This window comes from Candidatus Uabimicrobium helgolandensis, from assembly GCF_041508025.1.
GTDB classification, from domain to species: Bacteria; Planctomycetota; Uabimicrobiia; order Uabimicrobiales; family Uabimicrobiaceae; genus Uabimicrobium; species Uabimicrobium helgolandensis.
On sequence record NZ_CP165719.1, the window covers coordinates 9162193 to 9179364 of the forward strand.

The 17172-nt window shown below is 34.5% G+C and carries 11 protein-coding genes; 3 read left to right on the forward strand and 8 right to left on the reverse strand.

What is annotated here, in order from left to right:
- Positions 1–105 precede the first annotated feature (105 nt).
- Positions 106–2370 carry an SUMF1/EgtB/PvdO family nonheme iron enzyme gene (locus tag UABHE_RS33965; RefSeq protein ID WP_372367934.1) on the reverse strand — a complete coding sequence of 755 codons (2265 nt, stop codon included), beginning with the start codon at positions 2368–2370 and terminating at the stop codon, positions 106–108.
- A gap of 9 nt (positions 2371–2379) precedes the next feature.
- A complete protein-coding gene (locus tag UABHE_RS33970) occupies positions 2380–4854 on the reverse strand; it encodes an FHA domain-containing protein (protein WP_372367935.1) in 2475 nt (824 codons plus the stop codon).
- A gap of 275 nt (positions 4855–5129) precedes the next feature.
- On the opposite strand from UABHE_RS33970, the gene UABHE_RS33975 reads away from it, so the two are divergent.
- Positions 5130–7124, forward strand: coding sequence for a hypothetical protein (locus UABHE_RS33975; RefSeq protein WP_372367936.1), 1995 nt, complete (start codon positions 5130–5132; stop codon positions 7122–7124).
- Here the strand turns inward: UABHE_RS33975 and UABHE_RS33980 are convergent.
- Entirely contained in the window at positions 7101–7871 is a 771-nt protein-coding gene (locus UABHE_RS33980; protein ID WP_372367937.1) for an AraC family transcriptional regulator, read from the reverse strand. The two genes, UABHE_RS33975 and UABHE_RS33980, sit on opposite strands and share 24 nt — an antisense overlap.
- Positions 7872–8004: 133 nt before the next feature.
- On the opposite strand from UABHE_RS33980, the gene UABHE_RS33985 reads away from it, so the two are divergent.
- Positions 8005–8934: an MBL fold metallo-hydrolase gene (locus tag UABHE_RS33985; RefSeq protein WP_372367938.1), complete on the forward strand. Its 930-nt coding sequence runs from the start codon at positions 8005–8007 to the stop codon at positions 8932–8934.
- Between the two features lie 113 nt (positions 8935–9047).
- On the opposite strand, the gene UABHE_RS33990 is transcribed toward UABHE_RS33985, so the two are convergent.
- From UABHE_RS33990 to UABHE_RS34005, 4 genes are all read right to left on the reverse strand, one after another.
- Positions 9048–9686 carry a thiopurine S-methyltransferase gene (locus UABHE_RS33990; RefSeq protein ID WP_372367939.1) on the reverse strand — a complete coding sequence of 213 codons (639 nt, stop codon included), beginning with the start codon at positions 9684–9686 and terminating at the stop codon, positions 9048–9050.
- Positions 9687–9697: 11 nt separating this feature from the next.
- On the reverse strand, positions 9698–10414 hold the full coding sequence (locus UABHE_RS33995) for a hypothetical protein (RefSeq protein WP_372367940.1): 717 nt from the start codon (positions 10412–10414) through the stop codon (positions 9698–9700).
- Positions 10414–11187, reverse strand: coding sequence for a metallophosphoesterase (locus tag UABHE_RS34000; RefSeq protein WP_372367941.1), 774 nt, complete (start codon positions 11185–11187; stop codon positions 10414–10416). Before UABHE_RS34000 ends, UABHE_RS33995 begins: the two co-directional genes overlap by 1 nt.
- Before the next feature lie 395 nt (positions 11188–11582).
- A complete protein-coding gene (locus UABHE_RS34005; RefSeq protein ID WP_372367942.1) occupies positions 11583–13127 on the reverse strand; it encodes a pentapeptide repeat-containing protein in 1545 nt (514 codons plus the stop codon).
- Between the two features lie 665 nt (positions 13128–13792).
- Between UABHE_RS34005 and UABHE_RS34010 the strand changes: the two genes are divergently transcribed.
- Entirely contained in the window at positions 13793–16081 is a 2289-nt protein-coding gene (locus UABHE_RS34010) for a PQQ-binding-like beta-propeller repeat protein (protein WP_372367943.1), read from the forward strand.
- 45 nt (positions 16082–16126) lie between these two features.
- Here the strand turns inward: UABHE_RS34010 and UABHE_RS34015 are convergent, their stop codons facing one another.
- Complete coding sequence (locus UABHE_RS34015; RefSeq protein WP_372367944.1) at positions 16127–17149, reverse strand: hypothetical protein; 1023 nt, start codon at positions 17147–17149, stop codon at positions 16127–16129.
- Positions 17150–17172 lie beyond the last annotated feature (23 nt).

Consider the following 17172-nt stretch of genomic DNA (forward strand, 5'->3'; position numbering starts at 1 on the left):
CAAAATAATAGGTGAAATAAAACTTTAAATTGATGACAATTTTTTTTGCATTTAGAATCGGACGTGTTAGTGTCCTCTCTTTTTTTTCTCTCTCCTGCTGATTTGTTACTTTATTTTTCGCATAATACGAAAACCTAAATCATCCCAGCAATTATCTAAACGGTTAGAAGTGCGGCAAGATGATCGACAATCTTGAGCGAATGACCAGTAACTTCCGCCTCGCCGCGAGCGAGTATTACCAGATTTTGCGTAGGCACTACCATCGACAGGAGCTTTATGGTAATTTTCGTGCCAACAATCTTCGCACCATTCCCAGACATTTCCAATCATATCACAAAGTCCCCATGAATTGGATTTTTTTTGCCCAACTAAATGCGGTGTATTTTTTTTCTTGTTTGCAGAATACCAAGCGTAGTCACCTATTTTATTTTTGTCTTCGCCCCAATAATATATCGCTGTAGTCCCCGCACGACAACTGTATTCCCATTGTGCTTCACTTGGAAAACGAAATTGTTTACCAATAACAGAAAGGAATTCTTCGTTGATTTTTTTCCAACTTATATAGGAGGCGGCGCTACCTGGAAACTCTTCGCCATACTTTTTACCTACCCATGGTTTGTTTCTGGTAACAGTATACCATTGGTGTTGAGTAATAGGGTATTTCGCCATCCAGAATGGACGATCAATAGTTACTTTGTGTTTGGGTTTTTCGCTGTCGTGTTCATCTTGGTTGCCTCCCATGAAAAATATACCAGGAGGTATTAGCATCATTGCTACGCGAATTTCTCCGGCAACAAATATTTGTTCGCTTGAAAAGCCTCGTTGTTGACTATACCATTTTTGGTACGCAACAGCGTATTTTTTTTGTTTTGCGATAGGAAGATTTTTCCAATTCGCATGAGTAAAGTTAAAATACTCGTGTTGATCTTGCCAACAATCGTTCCAAATGGCTGCTGCGAATGGTGCTTTAACTTTGCGTTTACTTGTTATATTTTTGAAACTCAATTTTGCTGTTTCGAATAATGAAACTTCTTTTTTCTTACTAAGAGCAATTTTGTCGGTTTCTTCTATTAGTTTTTGCCTATGTTTTTCAAAAGCATTTTTTTCTTTTTCAAATCGAATTCTTTGCGTTTCTAAATTATTACGGAAGTCTTGCTCTTTCGCTGTGAATGTTTCTTCCAATTGTTGCTCGCGACGTTTTAATTTTTTTTCTGTGTCTTCTAAGGCAATTTGTTTTTCTTGTACTTGTTTATTTTTGCGTTCTAGATCTTTTTTTTGCGTTTCTATAATCGATATTTTTTGTTCTAGCTGAGTTTGCTTTTGAACAAGTTCCTGTTCTTTTTGTTCTAAGAGCGCTTGGAGGTGTTGTTGGCGAACAACTAATTCTGATAACTTTTTGCCGCGGCTATCAAGCTTTTCTTTAAGATCACTAAGTTCTTTTTCTTGCTCTTGCTGTTGTTTTTGTGCATCTTTTTTCATGCGTTTTGCGCTACGGCGTTCAGGACTTACAAAATCTTGTAAGGCAGCACTCATCTCTTCTGCATTTTGAAAACGATTTTCAGCCTCGTAAGCTAATGCTTTTTCTATAAAAAGATCAATTTCGTGTGGAAGATCAGGCCTCAATTCGCGCGGTAGACTAAAACGACCAATGGGCATTTTCTCGGTAAGCATTTCATAGCAAATAACACCTACAGAATATAAATCAATACGGCGATCTATTTTCCCGTTTTCTTGTATTTCAGGTGCTATATAATTATAAGTTCCCATTATACGACTAGTGTAAGTAAGCTGATTGTTATTTTGAATACGCGATATACCAAAATCACATATTTTTACTTGGTAGTGAGGGGCATTTTGGTAGAGTAAGATATTGTCTGGTTTAATATCACAGTGTACAGTTAGTTTGTGCGCACATTCTAATCCTTCTAGTACGTTTACTAAAATATCTGCGATTTGCTGCAAAGGAATAGAGCCTTTGGCATGATTTTCTTTCATCCATTCACGGAGATTTTGCCCTTCAATATACTCCATCGTAAAAAAATCTAGGGATTCAAAAGAACCTAAGTCGTATGTACGTAAAACATTTGGATGAAAAATTTTTCTTGAAATAGCGACCTCTTTACGAAAACGTTTTTTGGCCTCTTCGTCTCCTAAAAATTTAGGAAGAAGTACTTTTAAAGCAATCAGTTCATTTTCAAGAATATGATCTTTTACTAAATAAACTGCACCCATTCCTCCGGCGCCGATTAATTCAATGCACTCATAGCGATCAGCAATAATAAATCCCGGAGAAAATTTTAATTGACTTAGGTCTTCATTTGCCAAATCTTTTCTCGTCATTAAGATCGATAAATCTTTTACTTTTGGCATAAGATTATCCTAATCATCTTCTAGACATACACTTATTTTTTGTTTACCAATATTCATTATTTCACCTGCAATCAAAGGCCTAGGTTGTTTGTTTATGAACAGAGATTTTATAAAAATTTTCTTTGTATAAAACTGCATGAAAATATGATTTTGTTGCGCGGTAAATTCACCAGTAACCTCAGGTATATTTTCGCGAATGCGAACGGGTACATTTATTCCTGAACCAAAAGTTGCTTTGGTAAAAATAATCACAAATTCTTCATGATTATGAGGATTATTAACATATTGCAGCCGCAAACATTCAACTTGCTTATTTTTATTATGCCATAAATTTACCTTTAGTTGCAACCTCCCTATTTTTATAATGTCATCATTATTAATGCAATGTTTTATTCCATCGGCAATTTTTTGATCTTCATTTACGACTGTAATGTTATGTTTCTCTGTTTGCGCAAGTTTTTCTAACCAAATTTTATTGTTGACAAGAGAAAGCTGACAGTGTTTACGACTAATAAAATTAGTCATTTCTTTGTTCGGGTTACCATGAGCATTTGTATGATAAATTTGAATGTCGCAGCTAGATGATCTACCGATGATCGCTGATTTCTTATGTACGAAATAGATATAGCGTTTATTTTTAGTGTTGTCTACTTGTAGATAACAAATATTAAATTTTCGCGGTATTGGAAAGGGCTTTCGTGCTTTAATGAATTTTCGAGCTAATGTAAAAACAATTAAAACGCATAAAAAACTAATTACCCCTATTATCGCGAATTTTGTAGATAAAAATGGTGGACGAATTTCAATCCACATGGTTGCTGTAGTATCTTTACGTAGTGAATTGTGTCCTACGTGTTTAATTCGTGCTGTGACTTTAATAGGAGTTGTTGTTTTTTTTAATCCAGCAATGAAAAACAAATTGTTACCATCATTGTTTATTTCACCCCATTGCGGTTGGTCTATCTGCCATTCAATTTCAAGTGGGCGATGTATTTCTTTTTCTAGACCTTTTATTTTCCAAGTAAGACGTACTTTTTGTTTGTGATCGAGTATAAGTGTTTCATTATTGTTCAGTAGGCGCTCTGGCCATTCAAATATTTGTACTTGTGCTGAAGCAAAACAAATAATATTAAGGTGTGTCATTGTTTGTGGTACGCTTTTGGAAAATACTTTAATCAGTGTATTGCACGGTGTTTTTGCAATAACATGACCATTTCTTATCTCCACTATATTCGCATCATATTCCCATACTAATTCTGATTGCAAAGTATCAATACTTAGTACTTTTTGTTCGTTATAAATTGTTTGCAGGTTAAGTTTTTGTTCTTTGCCTGGAGAAACAACAATATAGGGAGAAGTAAATACTAAGCGCTTTAGTTGTCTGATTTCAAGAGGTATTGCCGTGGACTTGACGCGTTTTTGCGTTACCGATGTTGTATAACAAGCAATTAAATCTAAGCGCCCAAATTTATTCGCTGCTAGTAAAAAATCACCCTTAACACTACTACTTATATCCCAATTATCTGGTTTCCAGGTAATATTATCTTTTACGGTAATTTCATCTTCCCATGCATCAAAACCATAAACATATAGTGCAATAGAGCGCATTTTTTCGCCAATATATACAATATGATCTCGATGAGAAATATCGACTTCCAATTTTAAAGGTGGGTTAGGAGAAATAGCTTGTTTGGTAAAAATAACATTACGCATTTGCATTGATTCACCAATGACTTCTTGTTCTAACTCTTTATCTCCTTTTAGTTCTTCAGGAGAATCAGTGACAAGGCGAACTTTATTTCCGGGAGAAACAGTAGCATTGTTTGATGAAAAATATGCTTTACATTGTTCTCGTTTGAGCGCTGAACTGAGAACTTCTGCAAAACCTAGGCTTTTACCTGTTGGATCGATAACATCTAACTTATCATTTGCACTAACGGAATGGAATGAACCTATATCAACGGTAATACTTTCACTATTTACGGCAAGTATTGTTCCATACAAAGGGACATCAAGATGATTAGAGGCTAAACGCGCAGCTTCTTTGAAAGCCTTTTTTAAAACGACAAGTGAAGTTTTTTCACTTTCATCGTAAGGAACAGCTTTAATTCCCACAAAATCTCTTTTTAATACGGTTTGTTGGTCCTCAATATCGTATATAAATAAAGTCAGTATTACTTTTGCAAGTAATGATTTACGTTGGGCACTATTTTGTGCTTCTACATAGAAATAGTTATAAGATGCTACACGTCCAATTCCAAAATAACGAGCTTTATCGTTATTTTTTACATCAATGTAAGGAATATTCATATTGAGTTGTTGTTGTAATATCGGTACGCCTTGCTTTTCGATAAAACGATTAAAAGCTGGAAAATTGGTTGCAGCTTCTATGGTACGCAGTAGTACTTTTGGTTTGGGAGTAGTTTGTGCACTTGCTAGATCAAAACTAAGGCATAAACACAAAATAATGACGATCTTTAGCATTCTACGCCTCACATTTAAACAGAATTTACATTGACGAACAGAAAACTCATAGTACAATAGATTTAGGGCACTGCAAATAGATTTAAGCCTAGATTTATTCCAATTTCAATATAGAAATTGATGTGAAATTTTGGTTAATTTCTTATACAGAATAGTTTATCAATACGGTTAAATATTCTGTATTTTTCCTCTAAGGGATTTGGTGCATTATTTTTTTCCAGACCCCTAAATAATTTGCAAAAACTGCTTTATATTATATAGGAAAGTAAATAAATATGCCATCGAAAAACATTGCAAATATAAGTGCGTTGAAACTAAAAGAAATGAACGAAACATGGCAAAAAATAGCCAAAAATGACAACAATCCTTTTGGTGGATTTAATCTCAGTGGATCTCATCGCGAATTATCAAAAGAGTACTCATTAAATGAAATAAATTACATTATTAAAAATGAATTGAGCTCTTGTTTATCTTCTTTTGCTTACGGTGGTAATAATAGCAGCCAGTGGATTTTTCTAGTAGGAGAAAAAGGAGCTGGTAAAACGCAACTACTAAATTGGCTAAAAGAAGAGACGAACAAAAACCAAGCTTTGTACTTACGCACCAAACCTTTTCCTGGATGTAAAGCCGTTGATTATTATTTGATGCGTCAAATCTTCGATTCGTTACTATTGTTTTCTTTTCCTCAAGAAAGCGTACCCGCTTTAAACACTATATGTATAAATATTTTGCGCAGTACAGTACTTGAATTGTTAAAAGATGAAAATCTCCCTATTGAAAGAATATGTAGTAATACTAAAGTAACAAAAAGAGAGTTGCGCAATAAAACAATGAGTGATAATGATTTTCCTTATTTACTAGATTCTTTGTATCTCGATGTTCTTATCACAGCAGCTGTAAAAAAATCGGACTTAAAAACAGATGAATGTCACTGGTTTGAAAAACTATTACGCGCAGGTTTGAATGACAAAAACAAAGAGTTTTTAACCGAAGTTTTCTCACCTAATAATGACCTTGTTGCAATAAAAAAAGCGTTACTCTACTTGATTTCTCAGGGTGAAAAAACAATTTGTATTGGTCTTGATAAGTTTGAAGAGACATTTACTATTTTTCATAAAATCTATCCAACAAACAAGATTCAAAACCTAATAAAAGAATTATTTGTTGATATAAGCGAATTAATTGAGAGTTCTAATAATTTAATGTTTATCTTTACTTGCCGTCAAGATCATTGGACAGGTAAACATGGCGTTGTAAATATTGTACCTAAAAAAATTATTAGCGAAATTCGCCATCAATTTACTTTACATAAGCCAGCTTTTAAAGAATTGCTTATATTGATTAATAGTACTCTCAATCGTTTTTGGATGAGAAATCACTTTACACCTCCGCGGCATGAAGAGCTGATCTTTCCTTTTTTACAGCGCGAGGTTTATGGAATTTGGGAATATAGCTCGAGTATTGGCTACATTTTTAGTTATTTAGAGCAACTTTTTGAAAAAAGTAAAAAACGTATACTCGATGGTGAAACTGTAGAAGAGTTAATTCATCGTGCTCAAAAAGTAACAGATACTGATAGAAAGCAGCAAGTTAAAATGCGTCAGACTATGCGCGTTGGTCAGCAAAAAATTATACGCCAGCAAAGTAATTTAAAAAAGATGCATAGTAAATTGCAGCAATTGCAAAAAGAAATTTCGCAAGCGACAACAGAGGATGCTTTTCTAAAAACGATTTATGCAAAACTAGAGAATGCTCTTAACGAATTTGAAAAAAACGCGCAAATATGGATAGATGAAAGCATTGAAGTGTATGGGCAGTTCCAAGAGAAAAATAATGCACTAGCAAAACGCGAAGAAGAGGTCAACCAACGAGAACAAAAAATATTATTGCAAAACAAGTTACTACAAGAACGCGAAAATGACTTCAAAAAGCAAGAAAAAATACTAAGTGTACATGGCATTAAGATTGCAACAGCTAAAAACAAAAAGCACCAACGCGTAACAAAACGATTTGATAGTATTATCAAAAATAAAGTTATTCATAGTGAAGACATATGTCAACTAATGATTAAGTGCGGTTATATTATTGGCAAAGATAAAACTATACAAGATGTTAATCAGCTTATTATGTTAATAGATCATGAAGAGATATTTACGCTTTTAGAGAGTATTTGTACTATGTCACAGTTGCGCCAACTGTGCCAGCAAAGTGATTTGTCATCAAGAGGTACAGCTAAAGATCTTATACTACGTTTGCTCAAAGAAGGATAAAGAATTTCTGTATTCCTTTGGGGTTTTTCCTATAAATTTTTGAAATGCTTTGTAAAAAGAACTCAATGAGTTATATCCGACATTTAAAGAAATTGACAATACAGAGTTGTCAGTTGTTGCTAATTCTAAAGTGGCAGAAAAAATACGTCGCATACAAATATAATCGCTAATATTTATTTTCAATTCGCGTTTGCATATTCTTTCTAGGTTGCGTTTGGATGTTGTGGCGACGCTTGCTATATCTTCAAGAGTAATAAATTGGTTATAGTAATTATCTATATAACAAAGAGCTCTAGATAGTCTCAGATCATTACTTTTTGGTAATGATATTGGTAAGTATTTTTGTTTGTTTTGATAAAAAAGAAAAAATAATAATTGCAAAGCAGTGCGGCTAACACAATTACTAACTAGAGTGTCTTTGCATATTTCATTTAAAAGTTCACGAAACAAGGGAGAAATAGAGAACACAACTACTTGTTTGGGTAGTTTGTTACTATTATACTCTGTTAAGTGACAAAATATTTCATCGTCAAAATACACAGTATTGAATACTGTGTTTATTCCACGTGCTTGATGATATATTCCTCTTGGTACAAAAGCAGCGCTTTGCCCACATAACATATTCTGTCTACAATCATCAGAGAATAATAACACTCCTTTTCGTGCAACCAAAATTTGGTGATTGTCATGGTTGTGCCGGTTGCTTTGCTTTTCATCCATAATTCCACAATAACTTTTTACAAACATGATAACCTCAAATTAAATCCATAAAGTTGTCGTTTTGAGACAAAAAAAAGTCATTTATGCTGAAGAACGACATTCTTCTATATTATAGAATATTGATATACTTAATACAAATAACCAATTTATGGAGAATAAAATGAAGTTAATCGTTTTTGGAGTTTTACTAATAAGTACTTTCGTGTGTAGTGAACAAAAGATTTATACATTTGAAAGTGATCACCGTGGGTTTCACACAAAAAGTTTTTTTTACAATAATGGCGAAGAAATTATTGCCTTTGGTGGCCAGTTTACACCGCAGATTGCAGAAAAGGCAATTGAGTTTTTACGAACAAAGACAACTAACCCACTCTCTTATTTAATTATTACTCATCCAAATCCCGACAAGTTTAATGGTTCAAGTGTTTTTCGAAAACACGGAGCGCAAGTTATTTGTTCACAAAGTACCGCAGTTGCAATCCCTGAAGTCCACAATTATAAGAAATATTATTTTGTGCACATTGCTAAAATGTTTACTGAAGAAACATATCCACAAATGCCAATGATTGATATTGTTTTTGAAAAAACATTAGAGATATACCTACGTAATGGTGAGAGATTTATTATAGAAGAGCATGATCAACCAGGTATAAGTTCAACCCAGACTTTAGTATCTTTTCCTTTGACAAAAAGTCTCTTTGTGGGAGATCTTATTCACCATAAAGCACATGCGTGGTTAGAAGGAGGTATTGTCAATGGCCAAGCACAAGCTACCATTGACCTATGGATGGAACATCTAGATTACATTGTAGCGAACTATAGTGATTACAAAGTCTATGGAGGGCGTGGCGAAGCGATATATGCCGTTGTTGCTGTAAAAGAACAGATTCGTTATTTAAAAACAGTAGTGAAAATTACCAAAACTTATATTCGAAATCTAGGAAATAGCAAAGGGGAATTGAAAGGTAGCGAAGCGCCTAAACATCATAAAGCTATAGAAAATATTATTGCCGAGTCTTTTCCCGATTATAAAGTAAATTATATGATTCGTTTTGGAATTTATGGTTTGATAAATGCTTTGTTAGAATAGACGAGTTCTAAAGAAGTTCTTGTTGACATTCAAAAACTTTTTGCGACTCACTTAACAATACGAAGGCAGCGCTTTTAGCGCTGTTTTTGTTAGCCTAAGTTTGATTGTATAGTCTAATGTATTCTGTAGACACATTCTTTCATGAAAGATAATCGTTGTTGAAACATTGGCAATATGTCTAATACATTTCTCTCATCGAGTTTGTCAACGTTCTGGTACTGGCTATATAAATTTTGAACTATTTTCTGAGGAATTGAGAAAGGTGGACCAGGCATTTCGTGTTGAGGATATTCGTAAGTGATTAGTAAAATTTCTGCATTTTCAGGAGTGATTTTTTTTAGGTAATTTACATATTGTTGTCGTAAGTTTTGTGATAAAGCAACAAGAGCAGCGCGATCAAAAATGAGTGGTGTATTTATTTGCGGTAAGGCAAAAAAATCTCCGCAATAGATTTGGATGTTTTTATTGTAGAATATTTGCATGTTGTTTTGTTGTTTTGTTTTATGAGACTTGTCTATAAAAAAGTCGCGAACAGCTGTTTCGTTAAACTCTACTCCTATCACATCATGCTTTTTTTGTGATAGCCAAATCATGTCTTTTGTTTTGCCACATAGTGGTACAAACACTTTTTTTGGGTCATACCGCCAGTATTTTTCGAGGAAAGGTGATATTTCTTCTTGGTGAAATCCAATGGTGTTTTTAGCCCATAATGTGTGCCAAAAATTGGCTCTATCAGAAGGATGTTTTTTCATAAAGAAGCTTCTTATGATAAAGAATAGGTAATACCACCAAACACTCCCAATGCGACAAATACAGCAAATATTGTTGTGTAGTAGCGCTTACGTTTTGTTATGCTTAGTACGCTTTGGATATTAGTGTATAACATAATAAAAGCGGTCATAAAAGCGGTCATTACAACTGCAAGTCCTAAAGAGTAGAGTATACTTGGTAGATTTTCTGACTGAGATTTTGTTGCCATCTTAAAAAGAATGTAGCTAATAAACATACCAATTAACATTGGTAGTACAATTACTCCTGTCACTACCGTTGCACTTTTCCAATTACCTTTGCCATAGCGCATACACATAATACTTAGAAACATAACTAAAGCAAGAATTGTGCAGCTATTTACAATGAGACCTCTCTGAAAAGCGGGCATTTTTGCTTCGGGCTGTTCTTCGCTACTAAAAACTCCTGATACACTATCCCACCATGATGATTCATTTTGAGGGGTATTTTGTAAGTACTGATCTAAAGCTTGACCACCATTTTGCCAAACATCCATCATTTGTTGTAAATCGGTGATACTGGTAAATGCTTCTTGCAAGCCTGTTGAGGCTAGTAAAATCCAAGTTACAATTACAATTGTTGCAGGCAGCAGTAAAGAATTTTTTTGAGAGTATTTGACATTGTCATCTAAAGAATCTAGGGCAAATTGAGCAAAAGAGGTACTTTTTTTTGGGGAGTTGCTTTTTTTCATTAGTGACCTACTTCCAGGCGGTCTGCCAAACGATTATCTAGCTTTGGAAGCTTGCGAATTTTTTCTTGAGTTTGTGACCAGTCATAAGGAATGCGGTGATAACAGATACGTTTCCCATCAAAAGTAACGTAACAGGAACGATTATCTCTGTCGCGTGGTTGGCCTACCGAACCTACATTACAGATAATTTTTTCGCCACGTTTAACTTCCCATGTGTAGTCAAATTTCTGTAACGGAATCCATTCACTTTTATCGTTGATAATACCAGGTTTATGGGAGTGACCGACAAAGCAAAATTGGTCGATACAGGAAAAAATTTCAGCTATTTTTTCAGGTATTTCACCAAAAATATCTTGAGTGTCATCTTCTAAAATGTATTCTTGCGTTGGACATCGTGGTGATCCGTGAACAAATAGCATGTTGTTTTCACGAAATGTCAGTGGAAGATTTTCTAGTTTGTGCCACAATTTTTTTGTATGTGGAAGACTATAAAATTGCGGTTTCATTACCTCTCTAGTCCAATCCATTGCGTCCTTAGCCATTGCACTTACACCATAAGCACCATCAACAACGCCTTCTTCATGATTACCTTTTACAATAATTTCGAATCGATTTGTTGCAATAGTAAAACATTCTATTGGATTGGGGCCATATCCAATTACATCCCCTAGACAATAAATAGCATCTACCTTACGGTTGCTTATATCATCAAGGACGGCGGTTAAGGCTTCAATGTTAGCGTGAATATCTGAAATAATCGCGATCTTTTTCATATTTTTTCTTCCAAACAAAGCATATAGTTCTAGGATGCTATTGCCCAAAATAACTCAAATTTTGTCAAAACCAGTGGTTCAATTGTAATTACAATTGTTTTATTCAAGTAAAACTACATTTTTCTTGCGAATGAAAATGCGTAATTCTGTTGTCTAATTTATTGAATATTAATAACTTACACTCAATGTCTACGTTTCATTTTGCCGTATAGTTTTGAAGAGCCTCTAATGGTGACGCATCTAAATATAATAAAGATATGTGGACACGCCACAATGTAATATACACTATCACTAGGATTATTCAAGACTTCATCTGAAAAAGTTTTGCGCCGTTGTTACTTAACTTCGAACCATAAATACCATGTTAATGTTTTTGTAGTTCGAAGTTAGGTCGTTTATTTTGCCATTTTTCTTGTATAAGTACCAACAAACACAGTCATTAAAAATAATCCTAGAAAGCCTTCGATAGCAACTAAATACTTTATCCAGTGATCAAATGATGGAGAAATACCTTCTGTTCCTAAAGTAACGAAATTCATAGAGCTAATATATAAAGCTTGCATAAAAGATATTCCACCTGTTGTATTTCCTAAACTTGGATCGACAACAAAAAATTGCCCAAAACTCCAGAATATCGATGAAAAAATAAGTATTAAAAAACTAGCAAGAATAGTAACATTGATTGGTTTTGTACCATAACCACATCCAAGATCGAAGAATAACCAATTGCAAAATACTTTAAATTTATTTATAGGATTAGGGCTTGTGTGTGCTTTTCGTTCTGCCTTACGAAAGTTGTAGTAAGCCCACTCACTGTTTTCGTGTTCTCCCCAATAGTCAAAACAGCGGCGTAACATTACATATACTTCTTTGGCTTTGTTGAATTCTTCTTCGCGATGTGATGCAATTTTACCTTCTATTTGTTCGCGTTTTAGTAATAAGATATTCGGATTTGATGCGTATAAAACCACGTCTTCGTTAAATGTGCACTCTGTACAATTAAGTCGCATGTGAAAAACTGTTTGCCCTAAATCAACGCGCTTTCCAAAAGAGCTACCTATTAGATGTAGATCATGATGAAAAACGCTGCGCTTGAATATTGCTTGCCCTGCGCACTTGGTTTCTTGGATATAAAAAGAGGCAGACGCTTCTATTCCTGAAAAATCTAAATCGCCACCACACTCCATCCAACTGAAATACTGGCTATCTTTGGCAGTTAAACCGCGAAAAATTCCTTCTCCTAATACTACGCGGTGAAAGTAACCTTTACTGTCCATTGTTACTTTTTTTAGGCTAAATTTTCCAACACAGCTCATATCTTCGAAACGAGCAAATCCAGTAAAAGTTGCGTTTTCAAAGGTAACATTTTTTTCGAATTTTACTTTGCGAAATAAAAATGTTTTATAGAAATATACTTTTTTAAAGTTTGCTTTATCTGAAAAGATAGACTCTTCAAAAGATGTTAATTTATCAAACCTTGTTGCTTCAAAGCGACAAGTACTTTCAAAGTGAACTTTTGCAAAAGAGGCTTTTGCTATAAAATGCGCTTTAGCAAAAGATGCTCTTTTTTCAAATTTGGATTCATCAAAGGCCGCGTATTGTTCGAAGATAGCACTTTTACCATGTAGTTCTTCTTTAAAAACACATTTTAGAAAACTTATTTCGTTTTCGTATATTGTCTGTCCCGCATCTTTATGCTCTTCTTTATCGAAGTTAAGAGTTACTTCGCCGAGAAAAGTTACCCCACTAAATGCAATGGATTTTTTGAAAATACAATTTTGTAATGTCAATTTTGCAATAGTGCAGTTCTCTATTTGGATTTCGCGATTAATCGTTTCTCCGTTAATGTGTATTTCGTCAATAGCACAATTTTCAAGTTTTTTTCCGGCTTTAATGTCTTCGATAAACTGTTTGGCTGATATTTTCGTATACTCATCCATATGCTTCGCGCGATACGCGCCCTCCTTTAATTATTTTTTTTTACAAAGTCTAGTTATAAATCTATAATTGGGCTTTGGGCATTGTAAACATCCTTTTATAGCAAAAAATAGTTGTCAGGTCACTTATTTTACCTGATTACTTAATAACAGTTTTGTACTACTGTAACACTCAGTCTTATTACAAATTAATGTACTAGGGTATTGTTAATCATAGGTTTTACGAATGTTCTTGGAGTAGTGTTGGATGGTGATTTACATTATATTTAGAAAATTATGTAATTCTTGTCGCCTCAGAACTTATTATCGATAGTAGAGATGTCGATGGATGCGAATTATATTGGGAGTATACGTGTGGTGTTCTTGGATTTGATTTACGCTTTGTAACTTCTGAATAAGTTGATAATTATTTTAATATTTATTTAAAACTACATGTATTTTAATAGAACGTGGCGACATCTAAAAAACAACGAGAATAATGCGATTTAACTGTGACCAATTAGCTATTCATAGCTATTGTAACCGTGTAGTTGTGATTGAAATTATAAAGACAATTTTGAAAAATAGAGAAAGTCTTTTATTTTATGAGCAGGATTGAGAAAGAGAATAATCTAAAATATTAAAATATCGACACGCCTTAACTAGATGAAAGATTTTTAGGTGTTATTATGCAAATAGGTAATTATCAGATCTTATCTGAATTAGGTCAAGGAAACATGGGGCGCGTTTTTTTGGCAGAAGATGTTAAAAACAATCGCAAGGTTGCTTTAAAGGTAATGTTAGAAGAGCAAAATAAACTACAGCAAAAACGATTCTTGCGTGAAGCTCTTGCCATGAGTAAACTTTCGCACCCAAATATTATTAAAATTTATGATATTAGTAAAGAAGAGGGATCGTATTACTTTACCATGCGTTACATTGAAGGAGAAACGCTTTCTTCTCTTATAAAGAATAAACGTCTTACTACGTCAAAAATTGTAGATATTACTACAAAAATAGCGCACGCAATTCATTATGCTCATAAAAATAATGTACTACACCGTGACCTAAAGCCTTCAAATATTATGATCAATAAAAACGGTGAACCTATAATTATGGATTTTGGATTAGCACGACAAATTCGCGACCGTAGTAGACTTTCGCAAACAGGTGACATTCTAGGAACGCCGGCTTACATGTCTCCTGAGCAAGCAAATGGAAGTAAGAGTGTTGATCAGCAATCCGATGTGTACTCGTTGGGGATATGCCTGTATGAAATGCTAACTGGACGAGTTCCATTTTCTGGAACCAAGTGGCAAATTTTGGCGCAATTAATGAACGACAAGCCACTTCCTCTACGAGAACATAATTCACAGATTCCCGAAACACTAGAAATTATTTGTTTAAAGGCGCTAGAGAAACGTAAAAAATTGCGTTTCGTTAATGCCCTTCTACTTGCAGAAGAATTAGAACGTTTTGCTACTGGTAAGGCGTCGCAAATCAAAAAACGCGTTGGCGCAACATTTATTTTATGGCTTGAACGTTACCATTTACCAGTGATGGGAGCCCTCGTTATATTTTTAGGAATGATCTGTTCTGTACTGCTGTACGAACAATATTTCTCTAAAGCGCAGCAGATATGTAAGATCTCTTTTGAAGATCCTCCTTTCTCCGAAAATGTTGCATCGCAAGTTACATCTTTGCAAATACAAGGTCAGGTAAATGAAGGGCATTTTTTGCGTAAAGTTTTTATCCAAGGTTCAGAACATTTGCTCAAAGAGAATCATAAGTTTACGGCAAAAATTCCTTTGCAGTACGGAAAAAATGTTATTGACATAGTTACTTTGTCAAATAGTGGAAATTGGAATGAACGTTCTTGGAACGTTACACGTACAACACCTAAAAAACAAGTGCTTTTCTTAGGTGGTAACCATCGCAATAGGTTTGTCAAACAAGAAACGCTTTCTGATCAACTTCGCGAAAAGTGGCATTTCGAGTCTGAAGAGATCATTGGTGGCTCAGCTATCGTGTGTAGTAACATGGTTTATTTTGGAAGTGATGACTATTTTTACGCTATTGATGTAGAAAACGGTACTGAAATTTGGAAATTCAAAGCCAACGATGAAATACGAGCAACCCCAGCTATAAAAAATGGTTTTGTTTATTTTGCGGCAGAAGATATGTTTTATTGTCTAGATATGTATTGTGGACGCAAACAGTGGAATTTTTTTACAGATGAAAGATCGTGGTCGTCACCTGCGATTGATGAAAACACTGTCTATGTAGGTTGTAATGATGGAAAATTATTTGCATTTGATGCGATTGACGGGCATCAAAGGTGGAGATTTAGAATTAACGACAGAGATCGAGGCAGGGGTGGAGGTAGAGGTAGAGGTAGGCATCATAGAAATCACTTTAGTGCAGCGCCTGCTTTATACCAAAATACAGTAATCGCAACCAATTGGAATGGAAAGGTGTATTGTCTGCGTAAATCGAACAAGCAACTAGTTTGGAGTTTTGATACTAAACAAAAAATTGAAACCTCTCCTGTAATTGTAAACGATGCTGTTTATTTTGGAAGTAATAACCGTAAGGTATACGCATTAAACGCAAAAAACGGTAATGTTAAGTGGAGTTTTGGTGTTGGTGGGAGTGTTGATTCAACGCCTTGCATACAAGATGAAGTTATATACTTTGGCTGTGATGATTATCACATTTATGCTGTAGATATAAAAGCGAGTTTAATAAAGTGGAAGACGAAAATAGAAAGCGAAATATTTTCTTCACCAGTGATTGTTGGTAATCGACTTTATTGTTGCGATTATGCGGGGTTTTTATATTTAGTAAACGTAGAAACGGGTGATATTGTCGTTCGCAAAAAATTCAATGGTAAAACCTATTCTACACCGTTTATTGACAAAAATAATATATACTTCGCTAGTGAGAATATTCTTTATGCACTAGCGGCCTATAAATAAAAAAATCCCACATTGAGTGGGATTTTTTTACTTATAAGTAATTCATTACTTTGTTTCTTCGAAGTTTTGGCATACAAATAAGAAGTGGCAGCTTTGTGAAGGTTTTGCACCTTCAGCAAATAAACCTAAAGCCAATTCGTCTCCGCTTTTTAATCCAAAATCAACTTTGTAGTAGTAGCGTTTGTTGAACGTTAAAATAAGCTCTGGACGTAAATTTACGTCGTTTATTTTTAGAACTACATCAGCGAATTTTTTATCCAAAATTAACATTCTAATTTGTGGATTGATACCTTTTGGAGATAGGTTGTAAGCATCAGTGTCAACACAACCGTGCTCATCGGTATTTTGATCAAATTCAACTTTATATAGTTCTTGCTCATCTTCCATGTTTAGAATGTCAAGAAGCTCTTGGTCCTGCTCTTGTGCACGACTGAACATTGCTTCGCCAATCATTTCAGTATCTAAAGATACATGAATATTTGTGAAGCGAGGAGCTTTTTTTACTTTGACTTTCATCAATTCTCTTGCTACGCCTGTAACAGAATATACCTTACCAGCTTCAACATCTTCGTTGAAAATAGTCTTGCCATCTACAGCAATGTATAGTCTACAATCGTGACTTGTCATGAAATTGTTTACACGAATGCTAGCACCATCTTCAGCGCGAACAACACTTTTGTAATAGCACTGACCTTTGTTACCAGAAGGCATCGCCATGCTTAATAACTCAACTGTTTTACTTAGTTTCCATTGAACTGTGCACTTAGCTGTAGTTCCTGCAACAGCATTTTTAACTTTTAGGCCCATGGCACTTGTTTTTGCATTGATTGCGAATTTTTCACCAGCTTTTACATCGCCGGAAAAATAAACTTCGCGAGTAGACACAGAGTAAAGTTCAACATGACAATCTTGGTCGATACTACCATCAACTAGTAATATTTTCCATCCAAAGTCATCGTGCATTTGGCTTTCACCATTTTCATCCACCTGTAAATCAAATGCTTCTTCTGCAGCATAAGGACATACAGCCATAACAAATACTAACATAAGCAATATAAAATGTTTCATTTTATAGCTCCCTACTGTTTAAA